Below are 23,233 nucleotides of genomic sequence, written 5' to 3'. Positions count from 1 at the left end.
ACAAAATGGGAACATTTTGATGTCTGCCAATGCCAAAACGCCGAATACTCTCGCTCTGGTTTCCCCGTCTGGGGGCTGAACGGCTGATCCGCGCTGCGCGGGGGCTGCAAGATGGGCCTTTGGCTGTGGTGACTGAGCAGTCGAACATGCAGGTGATCACATCCCTGAACGCGGATGCGCAGACCGCTGGTCTGCGCGTGGGCCAACCAGTGCGCGACGCTCATGCCATGTGCGCCAATCTGGTGACACGCCCCCGCAACGCCCCGGCCGAGGCTGCGTTTCTGACCGCCCTGCGCCGGTGGGTGGGCAAATTCAGCCCATGGGTGGCTGAAGAAGCGCCAGACGGATTGATCGTGGACCTGTCAGGCTGCGCGCATCTGTTCGGCGGGGAAGAAGCGTTGTTGAACGTGATCGAAACCGACTGCGCCGATATGGGGCTCAGCGTGCAGATGGGCATCGCCGACACGCTGGGTGCGGCCTGGGCGCTGGCACGCTACGCGGGACAAGAGGCCACCTCCGACCGCAATGGCGACGCCATCAGCCAAGAGGCCCGCGCCACCCGCGCCCGCGCCACCAAGCGGCGGCACTGGACCAAGGGCGGGGCCGCACCGCAAATGGTGGCTGTGGGCAGTGGCGCGCGGATCACAGCGCCGGGGCAATCCTATGGCGCGCTCAGCCCGCTTCCCATTGCAGCGCTGCGGCTTGAGGATCAGGTGGTCGCACAGCTGAACCGTCTGGGCCTGCGCAGGATCGGCGACCTACTGGGGCAGCCGCGCGCGTCGCTGGCGCGGCGATTTGGGCGGGGACTGGTACTACGGCTGGATCAGGCGATGGGCAGCGCGCCCGAGCCGGTCTCGCCCGCCCGACCGCCGCATCACTTTGCGGTGCGGATGACCCTGCCCAACCCGATCGGTCTGACCGAAGACGTCATGGCCGCCATCGACCGCGTTCTACCGACGCTCTGCACCAAGCTAGAGGAGAAAGCGCGCGGGGTGCGGACTCTGCGGCTGGAAGCCCATCGCGCCGATCAGGCGGCTGAGATCATCGAGGTCGGGCTGGCCCGTCCAACCTATGATAAACACCGCATTCGCCCTTTGTTAGAGATGAAAATCGACCAAATCGATGCGGGCTATGGCATCGACATGCTACGACTTGAGGCGGTGCAGACGGAACCCATCCACGCCCGCACCATGGCCGGTCATGCCGAGGCGCGCCGCGTCGCCCGCAACCGATTGGACGGTAACACCGCTGTCGAAGACCTGATCGGAAAACTAGGTGCGCGGGTCGGGCTGGAGGCGATCACAAGGCGGCACCCGGCGGCCTCGCATATCCCCGAGAAAACCGCACAGGTGCTGGCTGCTGCGTGGTCCGAACCCGCGCAAGACTGGCCTGCACCACCGCGTCCGCGTCCCTTGCAGATGTGGCAACCCGAGCCAGTAGCCGCTCCAGATACCCCAGACGTGCCAGACACATTTCGCTGGCGCGGGCGAAACTGGCAACTGACACAAGCCACCGGGCCGGAACGGATCGCACCGGAATGGTGGCTGGATGACCCTAACTGGCGCAGCGGCGTGCGCGATTACTGGGTGGTTGTGACCGAACAGGGCGAGCGGCTGTGGCTGTTTTACGGCCACGGCGGCGCCATGTCGGCGGGCTGGTTTTGCCATGGTCAGTTTGGATAAACCCCTGATTAGAGTCTACTTACCGCGATACACCAGCCAATCCGGCAGGTAATCAATCAGCCGGATCACCCAGGAAAACGGCGCAGGGAAATCGGTGCGGAACCGGCGACGCGCCATGGCTTTGGCCACGCGATCCGCCGCGTCCTCGGGCGTCATCAGCATGGGCATTTTGAAACTGTTCTTCTCGGTCAGCCGGGTCTTGATGAACCCCGGATTGACGATCCGTACGGTTACACCCGATCCGGCCAAATCATGTCGCATCGTCTCGGCCAGCGACACCAGCGCCGCCTTGCTGGACGCATACCCAATCGCCGCTGGCAGACCGTGATAACCAGCCAAAGACCCGATCAGGGTGATATCCCCGCGCCCTGTCTGGACGAACCCCGGCACGGTTTCCCCCAGCACCCGCATGGCCCCAAGATAGTTCACATCGACCATCCTCAGCGCGCGTTCCGTATTCCAGTCACCACTCCGCATGGGATCATAGGCACCAGCGTTATAGACCAGCCCATCGACTGAGCCGGCCTCGGCCGCTGCCGCACAAACAGACTCTAAATCAGTAACATCCATCGCAATCGCACGGGCGTTGGGCAGGGTATCGCAAATCTCGGCCAGACGCTCTGCGTTGCGGGCCGACAGGATCAGATGCGCGCCCTGGCGGCTGAGGGTCTCGGCCAGAGCCCGCCCCAGCCCTTCACTGGCGCCGATGATCCAATATGTCTTTCCGTCAAAGCTGCTCATTCCGGGACCGTTTCATATGCTTTTCTGTTTTACGACCGCCGAGGGGTGCCGGATCACAGGCGGGACAGATAACGCACCTTGTAACCCGATGTCACAACCTAGTGCATTTTCGAAATTCTTCTAACCCGATTGATCCACCCAAGCCTATTCTGCGTATCTTATTGTAATACGTTACAGAACGAGGCTTGAATGTTCGACGAAACCCGGAGCGGCCGGAAAAAAATCGCAGTAATAGGCGCAGGCATCTCGGGTCTCTCCGCAGCTTACTACCTGTCAGAAAACAATGACGTAACCGTCTTCGAGGCCGAATCCCGGCTGGGCGGTCACGCGCGCACGGTCATGGCGGGAAAGAACGGCGATCAGCCGGTCGATACGGGTTTCATCGTATTCAACTACGTGACCTATCCTTATCTGACCGCCTTGTTTGATGAACTGAACGTGCCGGTTATCAAGTCGGAAATGAGCTTTGGTGCCACCATCGACAATGGCCGCATCGAATACGGGCTGAACAATCTGCGCACCCTGACCGCGCAGAAACGCAATCTTGCGCGCCCCGCATATTACAAAATGATCGCTGACATTCTGCGGTTCGGCAAAGAGGCCCCCGAGGCCGCACAAGACGACGACACCACGATCGGAGAGCTGGTGGATCAGCTGCGCCTTGGCCATTGGTTCCGCCACAATTACCTGATGCCCATGTGCGGCGCGATCTGGTCGACTCCGGTTGAGCTCGTGGACCAGTTCCCCGCCCGCTCATTGGTGCAGTTCTTCCGAAACCATGCACTGCTGGCCAGCGGACGCGCCAAGCAACATCAGTGGTATACAGTCAAAGGCGGCAGCATCGAATATGTGCGTCGCATCGACGCTGCGCTGCGTGCGCGCGGATGTGATATCCGATTGGCCGCGCCAGTTGATCACGTGAAACGCGACGATGTGGGTGTTACGGTCCACAGCCAAGGGCATGCGGACCAGTTTGACGAGATCATCCTGGCCACCCACTCCGATCAATCGCTGGCCATTCTGGGTGACAGCGCGACCGAAGGCGAACGCGCCGCACTTGGTGCAATCCGGTATCAACCGAACACAGCGATCCTGCATTGCGACGAACGCCAGATGCCCCGTCGCCGTGCCTGCTGGTCCAGTTGGACCTATCGGTCGCAAGCCGGAAACGTAGGCGTAACCTATTGGATGAACCGTCTGCAGAACATTCCCGACAGCGATCCGCTGTTCGTGTCGCTGAACGCTTCATCAGAAATTCCCGCGGATAAAATCTATGATCAGGTGGAATTTGCGCACCCGGTCTTCGACAAAGCGGCCCTGAAGGCACAAGGGCAAATCCGCGCGATGCAGGGACAGAACCGAACTTGGTTTGCCGGCGCCTATAACAGGCACGGCTTTCACGAAGATGGGATTGCCAGCGCGATGCATGTGGTCGAGCGCTTGAACGGCACCCAACACACTTTCGGAGCTGACAATGAGACTGATGCAGAAAACGCAGCCATCGTGGCCTCGGCAAGCGTCTGACTTCTGTCGGGCGACGCTCTTGTCCTTGGCCCTGCTGGTGCCGGGCGGCCTGCTGGCCGCTACCGGACTGAATGAGCTTGACGATCCGCAACTGCGCGGCACGGCTACCTATCGCTATCTTGGGCTGCCGCTTTACAACGGGCGGCTTTTCACGCCGGGCGGCGGGGCGTTCGACTGGAACAAGGACTTCGCGCTGGAACTGCAATACCGTCGTAACGTGTCGAAAAAGGTGCTGATCAACTCGACCCTGGACGAGATGGACCGCATCGGGCGTCCCGCCCCTGTGCGTGATCAGCTTGAGGTCTGCTTCAAGGCCGTAAAAAAGGGCGATCGGTATCTGGCAGTTTCGGATGGGCCAAATGAGGTGTCCTTCTGGCTGAACGGCGCAAAAACCTGCACCATGCGCCATCCGGGCATCAAGCGCAGTTTCATGTCGGTGTTTCTGGGCGAGAAAAGCCGCTCGGCCGCGTTCACGCAGAAGCTCAAAGGTCAGTAATGCTGTATCCGAGGGTCAGCCTCTATGCGCTGATGCTCGCGGCGGCGGGCATCCCGCTTTACATCCACCTGCCGCGCTTTGCTGCCGTCAATCTGGGTATAGGGTTGGGGGTGATCGGGACGGTTCTATTGCTGATCCGCCTGATTGATCTGGTGCAGGATCCGCTGATCGGATGGGCCATCGACCGCTGGCCGGGGGCGCAGCTTGCATTCGCCGCTGCCGCCGCGCTTGGGTTGGCCATCGGGTTTCCCTTGCTGTTCGGTCTACCCGAAGGGGCAAGTATCCCTGCATTAGTGTCTGTGTTAATCCTTCTATTCTCTGCCTACAGCCTAGGCACGATCCTTCTCTATGGGCGCAGCGCTACGCTTGCCAAGCGGGCCGACGCCCAGGAATTGATGACCCTGGCTGCGTGGCGCGAGGGCGGGCAACTGACGGGCGTCATTCTGGCAGCCATCGCCCCGGCTGTGTTCGTGGCGCTTGGCGCCGGGGCGCAAGGCTATCCCGCTTTTGGGCTGTTTCTGGGGGTGCTGGCCCTTCTCGCCCTTGCGATGACCATTCCAATCTGGCGGCGCGCGCCGATCACCGGACAAGGGATATCTCTGGCGGGGCTTGGACAAGCTGGTGCGTTGCGTCTTTTGGTTCTGGCGCTGGTGAACAGCCTTCCTGTGGCCATCACCTCGACCCTGTTTCTGTTCTTTGTTGAAGACAAGCTGCAACTGCCGGGCAAAGCGGGCCCACTGCTGATCCTGTTTTTCCTCAGCGCAGGCGTCAGCGTTCCGCTTTGGGCACGGCTGAGCAAGCGAATTGGCCCAAAACAGACTCTGATTATAGCCATGCCCCTGTCTATCGCGGGCTTTATTGGAGCGGCCATGCTGTCGGCTGGAAACCTAGCTGGCTTCGCCGCGATCTGCATCGCTTCGGGCGCGGCGTTGGGTGCCGATATGGTGGTGCTGCCTGCCATGTTCTCGGTTGTGCTGACGCGTGCAGGGCTGAATGCCTCAACCGCCTTTGGCATCTGGTCCTTTGCGGGCAAGCTGGGCCTTGCGCTGGCTGCTTTTTTCACCTTGCCGCTGCTGGAACGCAGCGGGTTCACTCCTGGTCAGGAGAACACGACCGAGGCGCTGAAAACGCTCACCCTCGCCTATGCCGTTCTTCCCTGCATCCTGAAACTCGGCGCGTTCGGACTGGTTCTGACGCTGCCTACTGAGGTCTCTGCCAAATGAAACTGCTTGTTGTTCTGCTTTTAGCCGTCTTGGCTCTGTTCGTCGCAAAGGGTCGATTTCTGAGCTTCCGATCGCAATCCCCCGCCGATTACACTGGAACCGGCCCTGCCTTCAAAATGAAAGAGAACCTGAACGGAGAGATCCTTTCCGAAGGTCTGATCTATGGCCCCAACGGCAAGATGACCAACAGCTTCGTCGCCCGCATGATTGGGGAATGGGACGGCAACACCGGGACGCTGGCCGAGTACTTTACCTATTCCAACGGCAAACAGATGACACGTAAATGGTATCTAACACTGGGTGCCGGCAACACATTCACGGCCACAGCCGACGATATCGTAGGCGAAGGGCAAGGCACGATTTCGGGTTCGACCGTCAAACTGACCTATCGGATTATCCTGCCCGAGGACTCGGGCGGGCATACACTGGATGTTACAGATTGGATGTATCTGACCGAAAGCGGCGTGATAATGAATCGCTCGGAAATGCGCAAATTTGGCATCAAAGTCGCCGAACTCGTCGCCACAATGCGCCCCGCGCCTGAGGTCAAAGCCGCGCATCTGAACGGGGCCAACGGGTATGACTCAGACAGCGAAGCAAGGCCCCTGCAATGACCCTGCGCAGGTTTCTGATCACCTTACTTGCCATCGCTGGCGTCGCTGCGCTGGCGTCATGCTCGGCCAAACCGCGGGTGCCCAAATCGTTCCTGTCAGACCGGCAGTTGAATCTAGAAGAGTTCTTTGAGGGTAAAACCGTCGCCTATGGCCAATTTCAGGATGTTCTGGGCAATGTCCCACGCCGGTTCACGGTGGATATCGACGGAACATGGGACGGCACAAACCTGACTCTGGTCGAAGATTTCGTCTATGATGACGGCGCGACCGAGCAGCGCATCTGGACCCTGACCAAAACCGGCGAGGATACTTGGACGGGCACGGCTCCGGGTGTGCTGGGTACGGCTAGCGGGATTGAACGCGGCGATACGTTCAATTGGAAATACAAGATCGATCTGCCGATCAAGGACGGCACCATGCGGGTGAATTTCAACGACTGGATGTGGTTGCTGACCGATGACCGGTTGCTGAACCGCGCCTATGTCTCGCGCTATGGTGTGCGCCTGGGCGAAGTCGTACTGTTCTTCGAAAAGAAATAGAAAAAGGGCAGGCGCAAGGGCCCGCCCCAAAATCAGAATTGCCTAGGTCGACTTAGAAGTTGAAGCGCGCACCAAAATCGGCACGGATAAAGCCATCTTCGTCGCCTTCTTTGATCTCGCCGATACCGCCGCGCAGCGATGCGCCGTTGCCCAGATCGTAGATTGCGCCAACACCGATGTTGCGCTCGTCATCATCCGCGTTGCCGTCACCATAAGCGACCAACAGCGTTGTCGCGGCTCCAACGTTATACGAGGCCGAGAAACCATATGCGGTGCCATTCTCGGCATCGTCCGCGACGTCATCGTCCGCCAGGAACAAAGTACCGTAGAAGTCACCCAATTCTGCACCAAGTGTCAGAACAGTAAGGCTTTCGTCGTCGCCATTCGCCAGATCTTTTTCACCATAGGCGACCGAAGCGGTAAAGGCGTCAAACGAGTATGACGCAAAAATATCCCAGCGGTCGGTGCTTTCATCAGACCCGTTCAGAGCAACAGTTTCCTGATCATATGAACCGCCAAAGCTCAGGTCGCCAAGCTGGTACTGAGCGAACACCGCGTTCGCGCCCGAACCCGTCGAACTGTATTCGAGGAACTCGTAGTTGACGCCAACATACTGACCCAGGAACTCTTCCAGGCCCGGTTCAATGCCGAAGTAGTCATCCAGGTTGTCAAACGAACCTGCCACGTTTCCGGCATCGACACGCAGCCCACCGTAGAGAACTGAGAAACGCGCGCCGTTCAGGCCCGCCTCAGTGGCTTCGCCATTGCCGTTGTCTTCGTCGGCTTGCAACCGGACGCGTGCCTGAAATTCAACGCCGCTGTCCGTTTCGACAATCCCGTCGATGTTCAGACGGAACCGCGAGATCAGGATCGTGTCGTCAGTGTCAACATTTGCAGTGTCCGTCGAGGTAACGACGCCACCAGCGGTGTTGAAATTGGTAACGTCGCCAGAGCGATCTTCTTCGTAGCCGATACCAAAGCGGGCGAAGCCGCTGAACTTTATTTCCGCCGAGGCGGCACCTGTGGCCGCAATCAGTGCAGTTGATGCGATGAGGAGTTTTTTCATGGTAAATCCATAAATTTCGAGAGGAGGATGGCCGCAAAGCTGCGCCCGACGCTCCTTTCGTGGATTTACAAAAAATACGTAATATGTAATTTTTGTCCAAATACCAGCATATCGTGCTCTGTTGCATCTATGCATCCATCTGCTTCTGGCGATGCAGCGTGTGTCCCCTACTTATGAGGGTTTTGCGCATTCTCCAGACTGATAACGCAGCTGTGATCCACAAAAATCATCCTGACTTCTTGCAAATCAATCGCGTCACTCATGTTGGAAAAATCAACCTGGCACCTTGGATGTTTGACCTGCCTTGCGACGGAAATCCGATTCGACGATTGGGCAAGGCGTCAATTGCTGGTGTAGAAGAAAGACAGCTTGCGGCTTACGCCTCCCGGCGGTCGGGGGAAAGGTTCAGCGGCGCGTACCTGTTCGCGGGCAGCGCGGTCCACTTCGCGCGAGCCCGAGCTGTCGACCACTTCGACAAATTCCAGCGTGCCGTCGGGGTTGATCTGGAAAAACACCTGCGCGAACCCTCGGGCCGACACAAAGACAAGCGGTGCTCGGTTCAGATGCACCAGTACCTGCCCTTCGTAATTGGTTTCATTCGCATTGCCCGGCCCGCGACCGCCTGATCGCGTACCGCTATTGCCGGATGTGAACGCGTCGACGCCCCGGCGACGATAGGCCGTCAAAGGCGACTCGATCTCTTGTGCAGGGAAGCGCAGGTTGCTGAAATCACGTGCGCCGTTGGCGATACCCCGTCGTTGAGGAACAGGCTGCCGTTCCGGGCGCTGCGGGCGGATCGAGGTTGTGACAGCCAATTCGGTCGGCGCGTCGTTTTCAACCGGCTCCAGCGCCGTTTCGGGCAAGTCAGGTTCAATCGCCTCACTTTCCAACGGAACAACCGGAATCGCCGTCGCCTCGGGAACTGGCGCAGCTTCAGTCGGGGGCAAAGCAGCCAGTTGTTCCTGCGCCGGCTCGACAGGCTGCGCCTCTTCCAGAGGTTCAGTCGATTCTGCCGCAGCATCCGGATCGCCCTCGGGCGTTTCGGCACGTTCGGCCACCTCAACAGGCGGAGTTTCGTCGGCCTCTTCGCTGGCGGACTGATCGCCATCGGTCCCGTCTACACTTTCAGCCACGTTTGGCTCGACTGGTTCAGTGGCCTCGGGCTGCACGACTTCGGCCTCTCCCAGATCCGGGGCAAAACTTTCTTCGGGGTTGTCCGACGCGACCAGCGCCTCGCTGATGGGAACCTCGGGGGTTTCGGGAATCTCTTCTTCGACCGTCTCTTCCTCGGCGGGGGGCTCGGGCGCTTCGGCCTGTTCCGGCTCAACGGCTTCTTCAGCCTCCTCGGCGAGGTCTTCGAAACTACTGCCCAGCTCAACTGAGTTCTGCGCAGCCGCCTCGCTGCCGTCTTCGGCCAGCCGCGGCGCAGTATAGAGCAACCCCATCAGGTGCAGGATCAACGACACCAGAATGGCTACGACGGCGATGACCACCGAACCCCGGATCATTGCAGCGCCTTTTCCGTCACGACAAAGACAGAACTTGCCCCAAGGCGGCGAAGCTGGCCGGTGATTTCAATAAGCCGCGCGCCGGGGGCCTCGCGGTCCGGTACGATGCGGACGGCACCGGGTTCGCGCCCTTCCATATAAAGCTCGGGCAGAATGGCGTTGCCGCGAAAGCTGAGCGTTCCGTCCCTGTGCAGCACCAGTGCATCCGGCGGCTCTCGCCCTTCCAGTTCCGAGGTGTTCACAAGTTCTAGGTCGGGGTCCAGAGGCGTAGCGATCGTTCCCGTGATCAGAAAGAAGATCAACATCAGGAACACGACATTGATCAAAGGAATCGTGGAGTCGCGCTTGCGACGCGGAGTACCTGAGCGGATCATTCCAGCACCAACACGCTGAGGTCTTCGCGCCCGCGCAGACGCACCAGCAAATCGACCAAACGTTGCGAGGTGGTGTCGGGATCAAGGCTGACCAGCACCTGCCCGGTCTCAATCTGTTCGGTCAGTTGGTCCAACGTGACCTCGGCCCCGTTCAGCGTCAGACGGTCGGGGCCAAGCTGAACGAACAACCGCTCGGTCTGTGTGTCCGAGGGCTGGCTGCCGCCGGTCGCATTGCTCAGTTCGACTTCGGCAAATTTCGAAAAGGTCGAGGTCAGCATGAAGAAAAGCAGCAACAGAAAGATCACGTCGATGAGGGGGGTCATCGACAAGGGCCGCCGGACAAAGGGCGCGCGGTTACGCATGTCCGGGCGCGGCAGCCATGGTCTGAGGTGCGTCAGGCAGTGGAATTGCTTGACCAGGCACAAGAATGGTCCGCAGCGCCTTGTCGGCAAACACCCGTTCCCGCGCGGTGCGGCTTTCGAACCAGGACAGCACCATCGAGGTGGGCATCGCCACCGCCAGGCCGACAGCAGTGGTAATCAGCGCCACCCAGATCCCGCCTGCAAGCAACGACGGGTCAACGGACGAGCCCGCAGATTGCAGGCTCTGAAACGCTTCGATCATGCCCAAAACCGTCCCAAACAGACCCAAAAGCGGGGCCAACTGCGCCACGGTGTCCAGCAAGCGAAACCCACGCTCCAATCCGGCCAGGGCCAGACCGGCCTCGGCATCCAGACGTTGATCCAAGCCGGGGGTTTCGGGCGCGTCCATGGCCACCTCGACAAGCGGGGCCAGATAGCTGCGGCTTTTGGCCAGACGCGCGCGGGCGGTCTGTACGTCACCGTCATCCCATGCCGCCAGCGCCTGCGACAGAACCCGGTGCCGCCCCACGCCCGAGGCTGCAAATTGCCAAAGTTTGTAAAGCGTCACCGCCAGCGTCACCACGGACATCGCAATCAGGATCGCAACAACCGGCCCGCCGAGTTCAAGGATCTGTTCTATTGCCTGTATCATCCCAACACCTCTGCATCCGTCCGGCTGCTCAGCGTCAGGGCGGCGTCACAGATCGGGCTGTCGGCACCGTCTACAAGACAAGAGCTAGTGCCATTGAAGAGCACCTGCCCCACCCCGGCGCAGGTGATACCGGTCAGATCGAACTGACGCACCCGCACGCGATCCTTTGGCATATCGCGGAATGAAAACAGCGTCAGACGCTCGACCGTACCTTCCGCATCGAAGATCACGGTCTGAAAGCTGGCCGTCTCAATCGCGGTGCCGGTGTCGTTTTGCACCACAAAGGTCAGCCGACAGGCCTCACCAGTATCTTGCATAGTGTTGAGTTCGATCTGCAATCCGCCCGTTTGGGACTGATCAGATTGCGCCAACGCTGCAAAAGGCAAAGTGCCGATCAGAACAGCGGCAACTGTCCGACGGAGAAACAACATGCGCGTGCTCCTGATTTGTTTCTTGCGGTCCGAAGGCCTGCGACGTTCCGCCGACATTCAGTTACACATATCCAACACAGTCCGTAGGTGAAAGCCATCCCGACAGCTTTGTGATTTGACGCAAAGTTCCGCCACCGCGCCGCTCGAGTTACTGCGATGTGACCAGGGCGCAAGCCAGCAGCCATTCCAGCGCATTGGATTTCATCCCGTGTTCAGCCGTTATGGCGATGCTGCGGCTTTCGAATATCTGCCCATATATTGGCCAGTCGTCCTGATTGAATGGATAAATTGCACCTTCGACCTTTTTAAGTTCCCATTCGTTAAGCTTGCCACCCGCCACGCCAAAGCTGATCTGACCGGGAATGGTTTCATCACCATAGTGGTCGGTCAGCAATGGGTCGGCAAAGCTGCGCTGACCCAGCCCCTGCACGAAACTGACATTGGCCGGGTTGCAACCCATCCCGAACCACATCCCCTCGACAGCCGCTTCGTATAATTCCGCAGGGATTTTGCCCGTTGCCGCGTATTGCAGCGCAATCTGCCCCGCCCGCCAGTTCGAGCCGGGGCCAAACCGCAGCCATCCCCGCCCCCAAACATAAGAATCCGTGTTGTGAAGCCCGAAATCCTGACCCATCCGCTTGCCGTTCAGGGCGCGATATTTGATCCAGTTTTCGATCCCGGCAACCAGCTTGGCATCCGTGGCCCGCCCTTCGCGCCCCGCCTTGACGTAGTCCAGAAAAGAATTGGCAAAAAACTCTGGTCGCACGCCCTCCAGCGGGGTCTCGGCACGGGGTTCGAACGGGTTGAAATCCTCGAACACCTGCCGCGTGGCGGCATGGCCTGTTGCACGGTATAAGACCGAGGCCGAGGCGATGCGCGCCCGCGAGACATCGGCGCGCGGATCGCCCTGCCCGTCCTCATTTTGAGGCACCGGCTGTTGTTCCGCCCAAAGCCAGGCTCGAAGCGCTTCGTCGATCAGCGCATCTCCAAGGGCCGCGTCCCCGCAAACCGTCTTGATCACATGGCCCAGCTTGGCGGCCCCATGGGCAAACCGATACGCAGCCCAGTCCTCCGGCGCATAGGCATACGTCACCTGAACCGGGTTCCACGAGACCGAGCCCAAAATCCCGCTGCTGGAATATTCAACGCCACCGATGATCCCGCCATCCGGCAACTGCGTGCGCCGCCAGATCGAGGCCCCCCACAGCGCCTCGTGGATCAGATCTGGCAGTACGGTTTCGCCATCCCCCCGGTCCAGGTCATTCTTTCGAGCTGCAACATCAACATGCGCGAAAGGTTTTCCGCTTTCTGGCAGGTTCAGTGCCAAAGCGCGGATATGGGGGTAGGTCTCGACCAGATCGGCCATGTGATAGACCACGTTCATATGCTGGATACGGCGATCCCAGTCACCCGCATCGTGCCAACCGCCCCACGCCTCCGGGTTCGCAGTCATCTGGGACGCGTCGGGGTAGTCTTCGACCCCCAAGGCCTCGGCCTGTTGCGCCAGGGATTTCGCGGCTGAGGCCTTGCCATACCCTTCGCGCGTGTCACCCAGTTTGACGCCGGTCTGCCAGACGGTCAGCCCATCTTCGGGATGACCGTTGCGCGGGCGGGTGCGGCCCTCGCCATATGGATCTGTGATCGCGCAGCCTGATCTTTGGTGGAAATACCACCGCGCCGCCAGCCGCAACGCCCCGTCATAAACCCTTTGCGTCACATTGAACGGAAACGACTGCCCGACCCCGTCGACCTGAATGTAGTACGATCCGATGTGATCAAGGTCCGAGAAATCGGCCTCATATACATCGCAGCCATTATAGTTAAGGTCCGGCCCATGCGGCTCGGACCCCGGTTTGGCCAGTCGCAATCGCCCCGATCGCAGTTCGGCCCCGTCCTCAGTCGAGATCAGGCGCCAAACCGTCTGTTCGGACAACAGCGCATCGGTATTGCCGCCTTGATTGTTCATGTCATGACCCCACCAGCTTCCGACATAGGCCTTTTTAGGGCCTAGTATTGGATAGCCTTGCTGGCAGAGATGGATGGATTCGCTGAAAGTCTCGGCCTGTTTCCGCGCCGCGGTTTTGGTCACAGACGGCCCGTTCAACGAGACAGTCGCACCGTCGGGAATAACGCGGTCCAGCACAAAGGTCAGTTGGTGCCGCTTGGTGCTTTCCCATCGCCTGACACCAATGGCGCGCGTCGCAACAGGGGTGGTTTTTCGATAAAGCGACCGGATCGTCGCGGGCTGGCCGTCGACCTGAACCTGCCATTGCGCGGGCTGGTCGGCCAAGGCGGCGGTCGGCGCCTCTTGAGGGCCTTGGCGAAAACCGCCTTTGCGGCTGCCCTTGGTTATCTGTGGCCATGGAGTAAAAAACTGCGGCTGTGTTTCGCTTTGACGACCCGAGAAATTGCCCTTTTCCCCGTTCAGCTTTCCACGCGCGCCAAAGGCATTGCCCGTATCTAGGGTCCAATTAGCCCGGTCCTGCGCCGTCACGACAACGGGTTGCGGCAGGTCGAACATCGTATCCATCACCGTCAGTTGGACCACGCTATCGCCCAAAAAACCCATAACAGGGTCTGGTAGCTCGCCTGCTGCGACACTGGAAACCAGCGTGTGGGCAAAGGCAAAGGGCGCAGACAAGGCCAGAGCCGTTCCTTGCAGCAATACTGCGCGCCGTGTGAGTCCCATTGGCTGTATTCCTTGCTTCGATGCGACTGTTTTACACCCTACGATCAAGACTGCGAACAAAGCGCCAGATCAATTTTGGGCGAAACAGGCTGTCAGGATACATAATCACTCCGCGCAGCCCTTCCAACAAGGCCACAGGTTTGCGGCCATATTGGAACTGATTGCGGACATTGGACCAATAGCGGTCAATCTCACGCGCGCGCAGCAGACGCCGCAGCTGCGCGCCGAATTTCTGTTGCATCGCGGGATTATTGGCGATCTTTTCGATGCAAGGCGCCATCTGGGTAAACCCCGTGTCGCGGGTCTGAAAATTCGCCCCGGTGGGCACCTGCCGATACAGCAACAGCGCAGGGCCCGGCACCACCTCAAACCGACCTTCCAGCGCGACGCGACTCCAGAACTCCCAATCCTCGCCGTTTTTCAGGCTGGTGTCATAGCCCCCGGCCTGTCGCGCTGCTTGCGTTCTGAGAGCCAGCGCGCCACCATTGACCACATAATTCTTGCGCAACAGTGCCGCCAATTGATCCTGTTCGGGGATCAGCGCGCGATTGTCCGCGCCGCGCAAATCTTCGCCGTCGACGTTGATCCGCTGAACGCCCGCAACGGCACCAACCGCGTCGCTGTTCGATAGCGATGCGTGGAACCGCTGCAACGCCTCAGAATGCAGCAGATCATCCGCATCCAGAAACAGAACAAACGCGCCATTGGCTTGTTCAAGCCCCAGATTGCGGGCGGCGCTGACGCCTTTTGCCGGGCCTGACACTGGCCGAAACCGGGCATCCTTCTGTGCGTAAGCATCGAAGATGCGTCGTGTGCCGTCGGTTGAGCCGTCGTCGATACAGATCACCTCGAACGCGGTTAGGGTTTGGCTGCTGACGCTGTCGAGCGTCTGCGTCACGAACCGTTCCATGTTGCGGGCGGGGATGATGATTGAAAACTCGGGCACGGGGTCGGTCATTTCAGCCGCCTCCGACCCGGTCGACCTGCACGGCCGAAGCGCTGTATTCGGCAAACTCCACCCGCATCAGGGCAGCCAGCATCCCGGCGCCACGATAGATCTCCAACAAGCCCCGATACCATCTGGGTTTCGAGCCGAACCCCAGGCACAGACACATCACACAGCCCCATCCGATGGCACCCACCCCTTTGACCGCACGCATTGCGACGCCTTTGCGCCGGATCAGGGCGATGCGCCCCAGCGTGTTGCCCTTGCGAAACCAGCGCCGTCCCAGCCATTTCAGCGTCGCGCGGTTTTCAGGCACGTCGTCCCAGACCATTGCCTGCGCCGCCGCCCGGATCACACCGCCTGATTGGCGCATGCGCGAAAAAAACTCTTCGTCCTCGCCGCCGGTGATATTGAACCGGGTATCAAAGCGCATGTTGCGGTCGCGAATGACGCGTGCATCGGCCATCGAGTTATTCGTCGCCGCTGACACCAGCGCAGCGCCCTGCTCATACGGCCCCATTCGAAACAGGTTCAGCGCTTCGACCCAGCCCGGCGGAGGGGTTCTGAACCTCGGCTCGACCGGGCCCTGCGCAGCAATCGTGTCCGGCAGTTGCATCGTGTCCAGCATCTGCAGAAGCCATTGGTCCGAGACCGCCTCATCATCATCCAGAAACGCGACATAGTCCGCGTCGGACGGCGCCTCGGCCAGCGTCCGGTTCCGGGCCGAAACAATGCCGCGTGCGGGTTCAATCACATAGATAACCGGCCAACGCGTAAGGGCGTGAATATCCCCTAACTCTGCTTGCGCCGTGGCTTCGGGCGCGTTGTCGGCAACCACGAGCGTCACGCGCACATCCCGATCCTCAAGCTTTTGCGCGTTCAGACTGTCGATCAGCGCCTTCAGCCCATGAGGCCGCAGGTAGGTTGCGATACAAATGGCAACATGAGGTCGCGTGCTATGGTAGGCATCAGCGCTCATAACCCGCCTGCTCCAGCGCCTGTCCGGCCAACTTGTCGAACCGGGCTTTCTTGCTGTCCGGCCACTCGGCCCAGCGCTTTACCGGGTTGAAATCCGCGGTCTTTGCCTGCGGTTGCCAACGCTGTTCGTTCGCAGCGGTTGAACGCGAGGACCCCCGCACCGGCATCTTGTCGATCTCGGCCCAAGGAAAGCGCGGGGCCTCCAGCCCGATATGGTCCAGCATCTGCTGCACGTGGCTGGGCGTATTGCCGACGATATCCTCGTATCGGACAACCATCGTATCAGCGTTTTCATTAGGGCCGCCGCTGCTGAAACTCAGAATCGCCTCGGCCCCCAAACGCCATTCATCGGCCAATTGGCGGAAATTTTTGCTGCGCAGGGAAAACCGCGAGAACGTTCTGAGCGAGGAGTCCAGCACGTCCCGCCCGTCCCTGAGACACAGAATTATCTTGGCGTCGGGAAAGATATAGCGTGCCAGCGACAGGTCCTGCACATGCGGGCATTTTAGTAGTATGTGCTGCCCCTCGGCCTGCGCCTGCAACTCGCGGAACCATGCCCCAGCCAGCATGGCCAGCATGTCATAATGCCCCAGCACTTCCTCATTGCGCGGGAAGTACCGCAGGAAATCACGCGAAAAGGCCGCTGCGTCGCCAGCCGCGTGAAGCAGCGGAAACTCATAGAGCCTGCCGGGATCGGCGGTGACGTCAGGGTGCATTCCCACCAGATCATGCACAAAATTCGTCCCCGAACGGGGCAAAACGCCAAAAATCAGGATCGGAGTACGGATGTCACCGCGCGCCCTGCGCGCAAGGGCGGCAAGATGTGCGCCCTGTTCGGCAGAGACTTGCGGCATGAAATCCCGGCCATCCAGAAACCGGGCCCCCAATATGCGGCGGGTCATACGCGTGATCTGGTTGATGCGCAGGTCCCCAAAAATCCGTGCTGTATCCCGGACGCCCATATTTTACCCGTGCGTTCCCGTCTTGATCGGTGGCAAAAGTTGCCAAGTGGGCCAAGGTAGATTGTCGCGCCCGAGAAACTGCGCGACAAACTCCATGTCGTCGCGGAATTGCTCGGCCAACATCACGCGAGTTTCGGGTGTGGGCGGCGACACTTTTGTTTTCAGATGCTGTTTATTCATAGCCAGAGCCTGCTTCAAGCCAGGTGCCTTCTTCATCCCTTTGACCAAATCTGCCAACCCAAGCGAACGCAGAACTGAACCACCCTTGCGTAATGCATTCTGAACGGCCTGGTTTTTGTATACGATAGTTTCGTGATGACGTTCAGTGATCGCAGAGGGGTTTTCCTCGGGCGCGACACCCAAATGTGCGCAAATGCGCCGATAGGTTCCCTGAGGATCTTTCGCCACGTCTTCGGACAGCAGGACAAGCAGTGCGCCTTTGTTGAAGTAGTCCAACCAGTTTTGCAGGTTCGCTTTGTAGTGGCTTTGCAGCGTGTAGGCCGGGTTCAGCGGCAGCGCATCTTCGAACGACGTATCGGGAGGAATGTGACCTTTGCGGATCTCGTGCAGATGATTTGAAAACGCCCGTTCGACCGGATCACGCAGAATACAGATCAGCTTGAAGTCGGGGTTATAGTCCCACGCCCGTTGTGCGGCATCGCGACTGTAGAAGTAATTGGGCGAGCATTCGCCCCGGATAACGCCCGGTTCAGCCGAGTCGAAGCGGGATTCATACCACTGAAACCCCAAATCGTAACGGGCATTGAAAAAATTGAGCTCTTTCGTTTCACTGGTCCGCACCGACGGGTGTTCGGAAAGCACATGATGCAGCCACGTGGTGGCTGCTTTTTGGACACCAATCCCGATAAAATTTGTCTTCGTCACTCGCTCACACCTTCGAAAAATAGGCCCTATGGCCCGACACCTTTACCCCTGCCGTCACCGGCGCAAAAACTTTGTGAACACGTCTTTCCTGACGACGATACTCAACGCATGCGGTAGTGTATGCAAGTATCGCTTGAGCAGGTAGCCCGGACCTGTCGCGATACGGTGCAACCACTCCAATCCCATGGACTGCATCCATCGCGGTGCTCGGGCGTAGTCCCCAACCACGTAGTGATAGCACCCTCCACAGGTCACCACCCAGGCGCATTGCGTCAGCTTCGGCGCGATACGGGCGGAAAAATACTGTTCTTTCGGCTTGCCGAGCCCCACCCACAAGATATCCGCACCGCTCGCATTGATATCGGCAATCACCGCCTCTTCATCGGCGGGATCAAAATACCCGTTGCGGCGCCCGGCAATGACAAGACCGGGATACATCTCTTGCAGGCGCGCTGCGCAATCTCGGTTGATCTCTTCGGTCGCGCCCAGCAGGTAAAAGCTGAGACCGTTTTTAGCAGCGACCTTAGCCGCCGAGTGGATGAAATCTGTGGTTGCGGTACGTTCGGGCACCCCGCCCTCTCCGTGCGCCATACGAGACGCCCAGACGACGATCTGGCCATCCGCATGGATGATATCGGCCGAATCCATCACACGGGCAAATCCTTCGTCCGTGGCATAGGTGGATATGGCATGCGCATTCGAGCTGAACACAGTCACCGCACGTGTCAACGCGCCAGATCGCCGTTTGAGCACATCTTCCGCCATTGCTTTGGTCAGGTCTTCATCCCCGGCTTGCGCGACGGGTACCCCTCCGACCAATATGTGCGGCAAGCGCATTTCGACCGTCTTGTTCATCAATACTCGTTCCAAATTCACCAGGTAACACTCGACGCTGGACTCAAAGTAACAGCCGCAGCGATTCTTACTATTAAATTAGAGTTTATCTTCCGTTCATCTTGGAAATTGACCCTACTTCGCACCAATTGCAGGCAAGCCGCACCGAATTAGTCATCAATCCTCCGAAACTTAGCACATTGTTTACGACATATGCGGTTTTCTCTGTTGAATACAGGTTTGTGGGCCTATGTTTTCTGTAGTCCGTGTTTCAGATTGTTAATTAGTTATGACTGATCAGTATCGCCGAGGATTGGATGTTGAATTGACGGGTTTCGGCCAGGCTCCGGCCGGCGATCCCGAACTTAGGGTGTTGTCGAATATCGCGTGGGCGATCCGACGTTCGATCCTGTGGATATTGCTGGTCGGATTTCTGGGCGGGGTGACCGCCTATCTGCTGTCCTACCTGTCGGACACGAAATACACCTCAAGCGCGAAGGTCATGATCGAGACCCGCGTTCAGACCGAAACGCAGTTTACGCCGCAGGTATCGGGCCTGCCCCTTTCCCTGACATCGCTTGAGAGTGAGTTGCAACTTCTGCGCTCGACCGATCTGATCGAAAATGTCGTGGATCGTCTTGAACTGCATACGGATCCGGAATTCTCGGGTGCTGAAACTGGCTTTACCCTTTCTCCTATTGCCTTGGCGCGCCGTTTGAAAAACGGGCTGGTCAGTGCACTCAGCGGGGGGGATGACGCGGACGAGGGTGGCGACAGTGGTCAAACCCTGGAAGAGATGCAGCGCGAAGCGACCATCGAGAAATTGCTGGAGGCACGCCGCATCGAACAGATCGGCGAAACCTCAGCCGTGTACGAAATTCGCGTCTCTGCGAAAACGCCGCAAAAAGCAGCCGTCATCGCCAACAGCCTGGCCAATGAGTACCTATTTGTCCTGACGCGCATGAAACGCGATGATCTAAGCCAGTCGCAGGAATGGTTGGCAACGCGGATCGGTCAGATACGCGAAGACCTGAACAAGCTCATCTCGGATCTTGAGGCACATTCGGTCGAAACGCCGTATTCACCGGAGGAATACGCCACCATCAAGGCACAGCGCATCAAGGCCGAGAAACGCGCCCGGCTGGTGAATGAAGAACTGTTTGTGCTGGATGAACAGACCAACACCATCCAACTGCTCAGAGACAATGGCAATGTCGCCGAAGCGGTAGAATTCGCCGTTCAATCGGCGCTGGTACCGCAGAGCACGGCCAATAATTCAGATGACGCGCAAGCGGTTCTGGACAGTGCGTTGGAAGCAGCACAGCGCAAAACGGAAATTCTGAACGGACAGCTAGCCACGCTGAATATCAGCATCAACACGTTCAAGGACCAGCAGGTACGCCAGGTTCAGCATGACTCGGTCACCAAGCGGATCGAGAATGAGATTCTTGTGGCAGAAGCAATCTATCGTGACTTTGTTTCGCAACTGGGGCGTCGGGCCGAACAGGGTGATTACCTGGATGCAGGGGCCCACATTATCGAAACTGCACGCGCTTCGGTCGATCCATCAGAGCCGAAACGGGCGCAAATGGCGATCGGGGTCATGATTGCAATGATCTTTGGCGGCCTGGGTTTTGCCGTGATCCGCGAACTGTTCCAAACGCGCCTCAGAACCACCTATGAGCTTGAAAACACCACGGGCGTCAAACTTTCGGCAATCATTCCCGAAGTTCGAAAGGACCCCCCCTTTGAAACCTTCTTTACCAATGACGGAAAGCTGGACCCAGAGTTGCTGCATTTCGGGCGTAAGCTTCTGGCCAGCAGCGATATTGGTCTGCGCACCCTACGCAACGAGAGTGAGCTGACCACCTCTCAAGCGGCCGAGTTCTTTACCAAGAATGTCGATAGCAAACACGGCCAGCGCTTTGCCGAGAATGGGTGCATGATCTTCTCTGGCGCGTCAGCGGTACCAGATGAGGGGAAAACGTCCGGCCTACTGCTGATCGGGTCGGTCTGCGCGCAAGCCGGGTATCGCACGTTGATCATTGACTGCGACACGGTCACTTCCACCTATCGCGACCTGTCGCAACTGTCCGTCGAAGGGTTGAAACACGGGGCAAAGCACCCAGCGTCGTTTCAGGACAACATTGTCAGCACCCCGCAAGACGGACTGGATATCCTGCCGTTGATCGGACCGTTGGAAGACGAGGCTCAGGCCAAAGAAGTGGGTGAGTTCCTGTGTTCTCCGGCCTTCCTGAACCTGCTCTATTCGCTGTCCGACATGTATGAAGTGATCCTTCTGGATACACCGCCGTTGTTGCGCGCGGTCGAGTCGGCTTACCTGTCGCAAATCTCGCACCGGGTGATCCTTTTTGCGCGCTGGAACAGCACGCATAAGAACACGGTCCTGCAGGCAATGCGCGAATTGGAAAATGCGGGCGTTCGCCCCTCGGCCCTGGTGGCTACGCGGGTCGATATGAAACAGGTCCGACACTACGGCGACCCGATCCTAGGATAAAAGACCAGTCCAAAGCAAAGGGGCGGCACTCCGACCTCGCAAAACGAAGCGGGCGCGGGTCAAAGACCTCATGCCCGTTGTAAGCCAGCTGCATTTTGGTGCTATTCGGTCAGAGGGACCTCTTGCGTGATCTCCTGCACCGAGACTTCTACGCTGTCACCGGGCAACAACTGGGTCAGTTTGTCTGCACCCAACTGTTGCAGTTGCCCGTCTACGACCCGAAAGATCGTGACCGAGTAGTCAATATCCGTAATCAGGTTTTCGGTTCCGATCTCGTCCGACGCGCCCGCCAGATATTTCGAGATCGTATCCATCTGATGCCGCGCATCACGGACGGACAGGCTGGCGGCGCGACGCTCTTGCAACAACCGCAGCGACCGTTCCTGATCATATTGCTCTTGATCGCGTTTCAAGCGGGTCAGGATCAGGCTTGTGGCTGCCAGATCCTCTTCGACCTCCAGCAAACGGGTTGCAGACAAAACGGTTGTACGGCGCGTATCAGCCATACGGGACCCCGGCGCGAGGCCCTTTTGGACCAGCGCGACGACCCGCGCCTCTTCCTCTTCATCGGCCGCGACAGCCTTGGCAAGCTCTACTTTCTGTTCTTCAAGAATCCGGATCCGCTCGGCCGCCTGAAATTGGGCATCTTCGAAATAGGCGCGCTCACCTGCTTCGTTTTCCTGATTGATGGTGCGAATCCGGACATGTTCTGCCACCAATTCCTTCAAGACCCTGGGAGATATAGAAACACTGGCCTGACTGGGCGGCGCCAGATCCATATCTTGCGCCAACTCGGATGAGGCGCGCCATGCAGTCACCAGCCCCTGTGCGTGTTGCAACGCAGCCTGACCATAGGTGGTCTGCCAGCGCAGCAGTTGGATCGGGTCAATGGTGACATCATCGGCCAGTAGCCGGCTCCTAACCCCCCCGGCCAAGGCAACCGCCTCGCGCGCAGTGATGGCGGGGCGAAAGTCGATCTGACCGGTGCGTGCAACATCGCCGCCGATGATAATCGGGCGGTATCCATTGCGGGCGATCTCGATCTCATCTCCGTCCAACTGGATGATATAGATCTCGCCATTCTGGTCATATTGCTTGACGATCTTGCCCGCTGCGTCCTGACGTACCAACTGCTCCAGCGCATCCGTCGACAGACCTTGCGCTTGGAACTGGCCCAGCCATTGCAGGTTGACCTCGCCATGGGCATCAATCGCCGCTTCGAAGGACAGATCTTGCAAACCCGTCAAAGTCACACGGACCTTGTCACCTGGCTCAAGGTTGAAATCCGCCGCCGCCGACATTGGCATCGCTAGCAGGGTGCACAATCCGAGTGCGCGGTACGCGGTGGACAGGCGCAACGCTGGGTTTCTAAATCTGCGTTTCATAAGCCATCATCCTATCGTCGGTCAGTTCGGGATCAGCAGCCGGTTCCGTTGCAAACGGCACCGATCGTGCGGAACAGGATTTTCAGATCGTACCAGAAGCCCAGATTTCGCGCATAATCGCTGTCGAAGATCGCCCTATGCGAGAACTCAACCTCGTTACGTTCGGACACCTGCCACAAGCCGGTGATCCCTGGCTTCATCAGCGTGTATTCGCGCCCCGGATACAATTCCTGCTGCTGAGGCATCATCGGACGTGGGCCGACAAGGCTCATGTCGCCGATCAGAACATTCCAAAGCTGAGGCAACTCATCCAACGAGGTCATACGGATGAAACGACCGAATTTTGTGACCCTCGGATCGTTGTCCAGCTTTTGCTTTGTTTCCCATTCGGACGCAGCGGTTGGATTTTCGGCCAAATGTTTCTGAAGTCGAAACTCTGCGTCAGAAACCATCGACCGGAACTTGAGGAAGTCGAACTCGCGACCGCCGATTCCAACACGGCTTTGGCGATAGATGGCAGGTCCGCCATCCAACTTCACCAAGACGGCAATCACCAACATGACCGGCAGCACAAACGGCAGACCGATTAGAACCAACAAAATATCCAGCAAACGCTTGCCTTTGACAGCGTAGAAGCTCCGCAAATTGGAGAACTCGTCACAGACCTTAATAGAACTTTGGTTTGGTTTATAAATTTCCGATTCTTCTAATTGGAAAGAACCTCGTATTTGGTTCATAATAACCCCCAAAAACTAACACAACGGACTAAAATCACGCCAACAAGTCTTCCAGCCGCGCAACACACCCGCTTGGGAATCTGCCCC

The 23,233-nt window shown here is 58.6% G+C and carries 22 protein-coding genes; 7 read left to right on the top strand and 15 right to left on the bottom strand.

Translation table 11 applies throughout. From position 1 onward, the window contains the following. The first annotated feature begins 29 nt into the window (after positions 1 to 29). Positions 30 to 1,682 carry a Y-family DNA polymerase gene (locus ACR0L1_RS07255; protein WP_480857970.1) on the top strand — a complete coding sequence of 551 codons (1,653 nt, stop codon included), beginning with the start codon at positions 30 to 32 and terminating at the stop codon, positions 1,680 to 1,682. Between the two features lie 15 nt (positions 1,683 to 1,697). Here ACR0L1_RS07255 and ACR0L1_RS07250 read toward each other — a convergent pair whose 3' ends face one another. Next, on the bottom strand, positions 1,698 to 2,423 hold the full coding sequence (locus ACR0L1_RS07250; protein WP_170785299.1) for an SDR family NAD(P)-dependent oxidoreductase: 726 nt from the start codon (positions 2,421 to 2,423) through the stop codon (positions 1,698 to 1,700). Between the two features lie 189 nt (positions 2,424 to 2,612). Between ACR0L1_RS07250 and ACR0L1_RS07245 the strand changes: the two genes are divergently transcribed. From ACR0L1_RS07245 to ACR0L1_RS07225, 5 genes are read left to right on the top strand one after another with little or no spacing between them, the layout of a single operon-like run. Then, entirely contained in the window at positions 2,613 to 3,947 is a 1,335-nt protein-coding gene (locus tag ACR0L1_RS07245) for an NAD(P)/FAD-dependent oxidoreductase (RefSeq protein ID WP_480857968.1), read from the top strand. Beyond that, on the top strand, positions 3,898 to 4,443 hold the full coding sequence (locus ACR0L1_RS07240; RefSeq protein WP_170789480.1) for a hypothetical protein: 546 nt from the start codon (positions 3,898 to 3,900) through the stop codon (positions 4,441 to 4,443). The genes ACR0L1_RS07245 and ACR0L1_RS07240 overlap by 50 nt, the downstream gene beginning before the upstream one ends. Further along, on the top strand, positions 4,443 to 5,666 hold the full coding sequence (locus ACR0L1_RS07235; protein WP_480503500.1) for an MFS transporter: 1,224 nt from the start codon (positions 4,443 to 4,445) through the stop codon (positions 5,664 to 5,666). The genes ACR0L1_RS07240 and ACR0L1_RS07235 overlap by 1 nt, the downstream gene beginning before the upstream one ends. Beyond that, positions 5,663 to 6,280 (top strand): DUF3833 domain-containing protein, encoded by a 618-nt coding sequence (locus ACR0L1_RS07230; protein WP_480503501.1) that lies wholly within the window; start codon positions 5,663 to 5,665, stop codon positions 6,278 to 6,280. Before ACR0L1_RS07235 ends, ACR0L1_RS07230 begins: the two co-directional genes overlap by 4 nt. Further along, positions 6,277 to 6,819, top strand: coding sequence for a DUF3833 domain-containing protein (locus ACR0L1_RS07225; RefSeq protein ID WP_480857965.1), 543 nt, complete (start codon positions 6,277 to 6,279; stop codon positions 6,817 to 6,819). Before ACR0L1_RS07230 ends, ACR0L1_RS07225 begins: the two co-directional genes overlap by 4 nt. Before the next feature lie 52 nt (positions 6,820 to 6,871). Here the strand turns inward: ACR0L1_RS07225 and ACR0L1_RS07220 are convergent, their stop codons facing one another. The 12 genes from ACR0L1_RS07220 to ACR0L1_RS07165 form a co-directional block, all read right to left on the bottom strand. Next, on the bottom strand, positions 6,872 to 7,885 hold the full coding sequence (locus tag ACR0L1_RS07220) for a porin (protein WP_480857963.1): 1,014 nt from the start codon (positions 7,883 to 7,885) through the stop codon (positions 6,872 to 6,874). A gap of 341 nt (positions 7,886 to 8,226) precedes the next feature. Then, positions 8,227 to 9,393: an energy transducer TonB family protein gene (locus tag ACR0L1_RS07215; RefSeq protein WP_480857961.1), complete on the bottom strand. Its 1,167-nt coding sequence runs from the start codon at positions 9,391 to 9,393 to the stop codon at positions 8,227 to 8,229. Further along, the gene (locus ACR0L1_RS07210; RefSeq protein ID WP_480857959.1) at positions 9,390 to 9,767 is read right to left on the bottom strand and encodes an ExbD/TolR family protein; all 378 of its coding nucleotides are present in this window, start codon (positions 9,765 to 9,767) and stop codon (positions 9,390 to 9,392) included. The genes ACR0L1_RS07215 and ACR0L1_RS07210 overlap by 4 nt, the downstream gene beginning before the upstream one ends. Continuing rightward, the gene (locus ACR0L1_RS07205; protein ID WP_170789475.1) at positions 9,764 to 10,090 is read right to left on the bottom strand and encodes an ExbD/TolR family protein; all 327 of its coding nucleotides are present in this window, start codon (positions 10,088 to 10,090) and stop codon (positions 9,764 to 9,766) included. Before ACR0L1_RS07205 ends, ACR0L1_RS07210 begins: the two co-directional genes overlap by 4 nt. 31 nt (positions 10,091 to 10,121) lie before the next feature. Further along, the gene (locus ACR0L1_RS07200; protein ID WP_170785314.1) at positions 10,122 to 10,781 is read right to left on the bottom strand and encodes a MotA/TolQ/ExbB proton channel family protein; all 660 of its coding nucleotides are present in this window, start codon (positions 10,779 to 10,781) and stop codon (positions 10,122 to 10,124) included. Beyond that, positions 10,778 to 11,212, bottom strand: coding sequence for a hypothetical protein (locus tag ACR0L1_RS07195; RefSeq protein ID WP_480503506.1), 435 nt, complete (start codon positions 11,210 to 11,212; stop codon positions 10,778 to 10,780). The genes ACR0L1_RS07200 and ACR0L1_RS07195 overlap by 4 nt, the downstream gene beginning before the upstream one ends. Before the next feature lie 148 nt (positions 11,213 to 11,360). After that, the gene (locus tag ACR0L1_RS07190; protein WP_480857956.1) at positions 11,361 to 13,901 is read right to left on the bottom strand and encodes a glycoside hydrolase family 9 protein; all 2,541 of its coding nucleotides are present in this window, start codon (positions 13,899 to 13,901) and stop codon (positions 11,361 to 11,363) included. Between the two features lie 31 nt (positions 13,902 to 13,932). Further along, positions 13,933 to 14,859: a glycosyltransferase family 2 protein gene (locus ACR0L1_RS07185; protein ID WP_480857954.1), complete on the bottom strand. Its 927-nt coding sequence runs from the start codon at positions 14,857 to 14,859 to the stop codon at positions 13,933 to 13,935. Position 14,860: 1 nt separating this feature from the next. Beyond that, positions 14,861 to 15,826 (bottom strand): glycosyltransferase family 2 protein, encoded by a 966-nt coding sequence (locus ACR0L1_RS07180; RefSeq protein ID WP_480857953.1) that lies wholly within the window; start codon positions 15,824 to 15,826, stop codon positions 14,861 to 14,863. Next, on the bottom strand, positions 15,816 to 16,787 hold the full coding sequence (locus ACR0L1_RS07175; protein ID WP_170789469.1) for a sulfotransferase family protein: 972 nt from the start codon (positions 16,785 to 16,787) through the stop codon (positions 15,816 to 15,818). The genes ACR0L1_RS07180 and ACR0L1_RS07175 overlap by 11 nt, the downstream gene beginning before the upstream one ends. 3 nt (positions 16,788 to 16,790) lie before the next feature. After that, positions 16,791 to 17,672: a sulfotransferase family protein gene (locus ACR0L1_RS07170; protein ID WP_480857951.1), complete on the bottom strand. Its 882-nt coding sequence runs from the start codon at positions 17,670 to 17,672 to the stop codon at positions 16,791 to 16,793. A 54-nt stretch (positions 17,673 to 17,726) separates the two neighbouring features. After that, positions 17,727 to 18,527, bottom strand: coding sequence for a WecB/TagA/CpsF family glycosyltransferase (locus tag ACR0L1_RS07165; RefSeq protein ID WP_480857949.1), 801 nt, complete (start codon positions 18,525 to 18,527; stop codon positions 17,727 to 17,729). Positions 18,528 to 18,831: 304 nt separating this feature from the next. Here ACR0L1_RS07165 and ACR0L1_RS07160 point away from each other — a divergent pair, with 304 nt between their 5' ends. Beyond that, positions 18,832 to 21,024: a GumC family protein gene (locus tag ACR0L1_RS07160; RefSeq protein WP_480857947.1), complete on the top strand. Its 2,193-nt coding sequence runs from the start codon at positions 18,832 to 18,834 to the stop codon at positions 21,022 to 21,024. A 101-nt stretch (positions 21,025 to 21,125) separates the two neighbouring features. Here ACR0L1_RS07160 and ACR0L1_RS07155 read toward each other — a convergent pair whose 3' ends face one another. After that, positions 21,126 to 22,409 (bottom strand): polysaccharide biosynthesis/export family protein, encoded by a 1,284-nt coding sequence (locus tag ACR0L1_RS07155; protein WP_480503513.1) that lies wholly within the window; start codon positions 22,407 to 22,409, stop codon positions 21,126 to 21,128. Positions 22,410 to 22,441: 32 nt separating this feature from the next. Beyond that, positions 22,442 to 23,053, bottom strand: a complete 612-nt coding sequence (locus ACR0L1_RS07150; RefSeq protein ID WP_480857945.1) for a sugar transferase — start codon at positions 23,051 to 23,053, stop codon at positions 22,442 to 22,444. Positions 23,054 to 23,233: the final 180 nt, after the last annotated feature.

This window comes from Ruegeria sp. J8, assembly GCF_056531925.1.
This window is presented reverse-complemented; position numbering and strand designations above follow the sequence as displayed.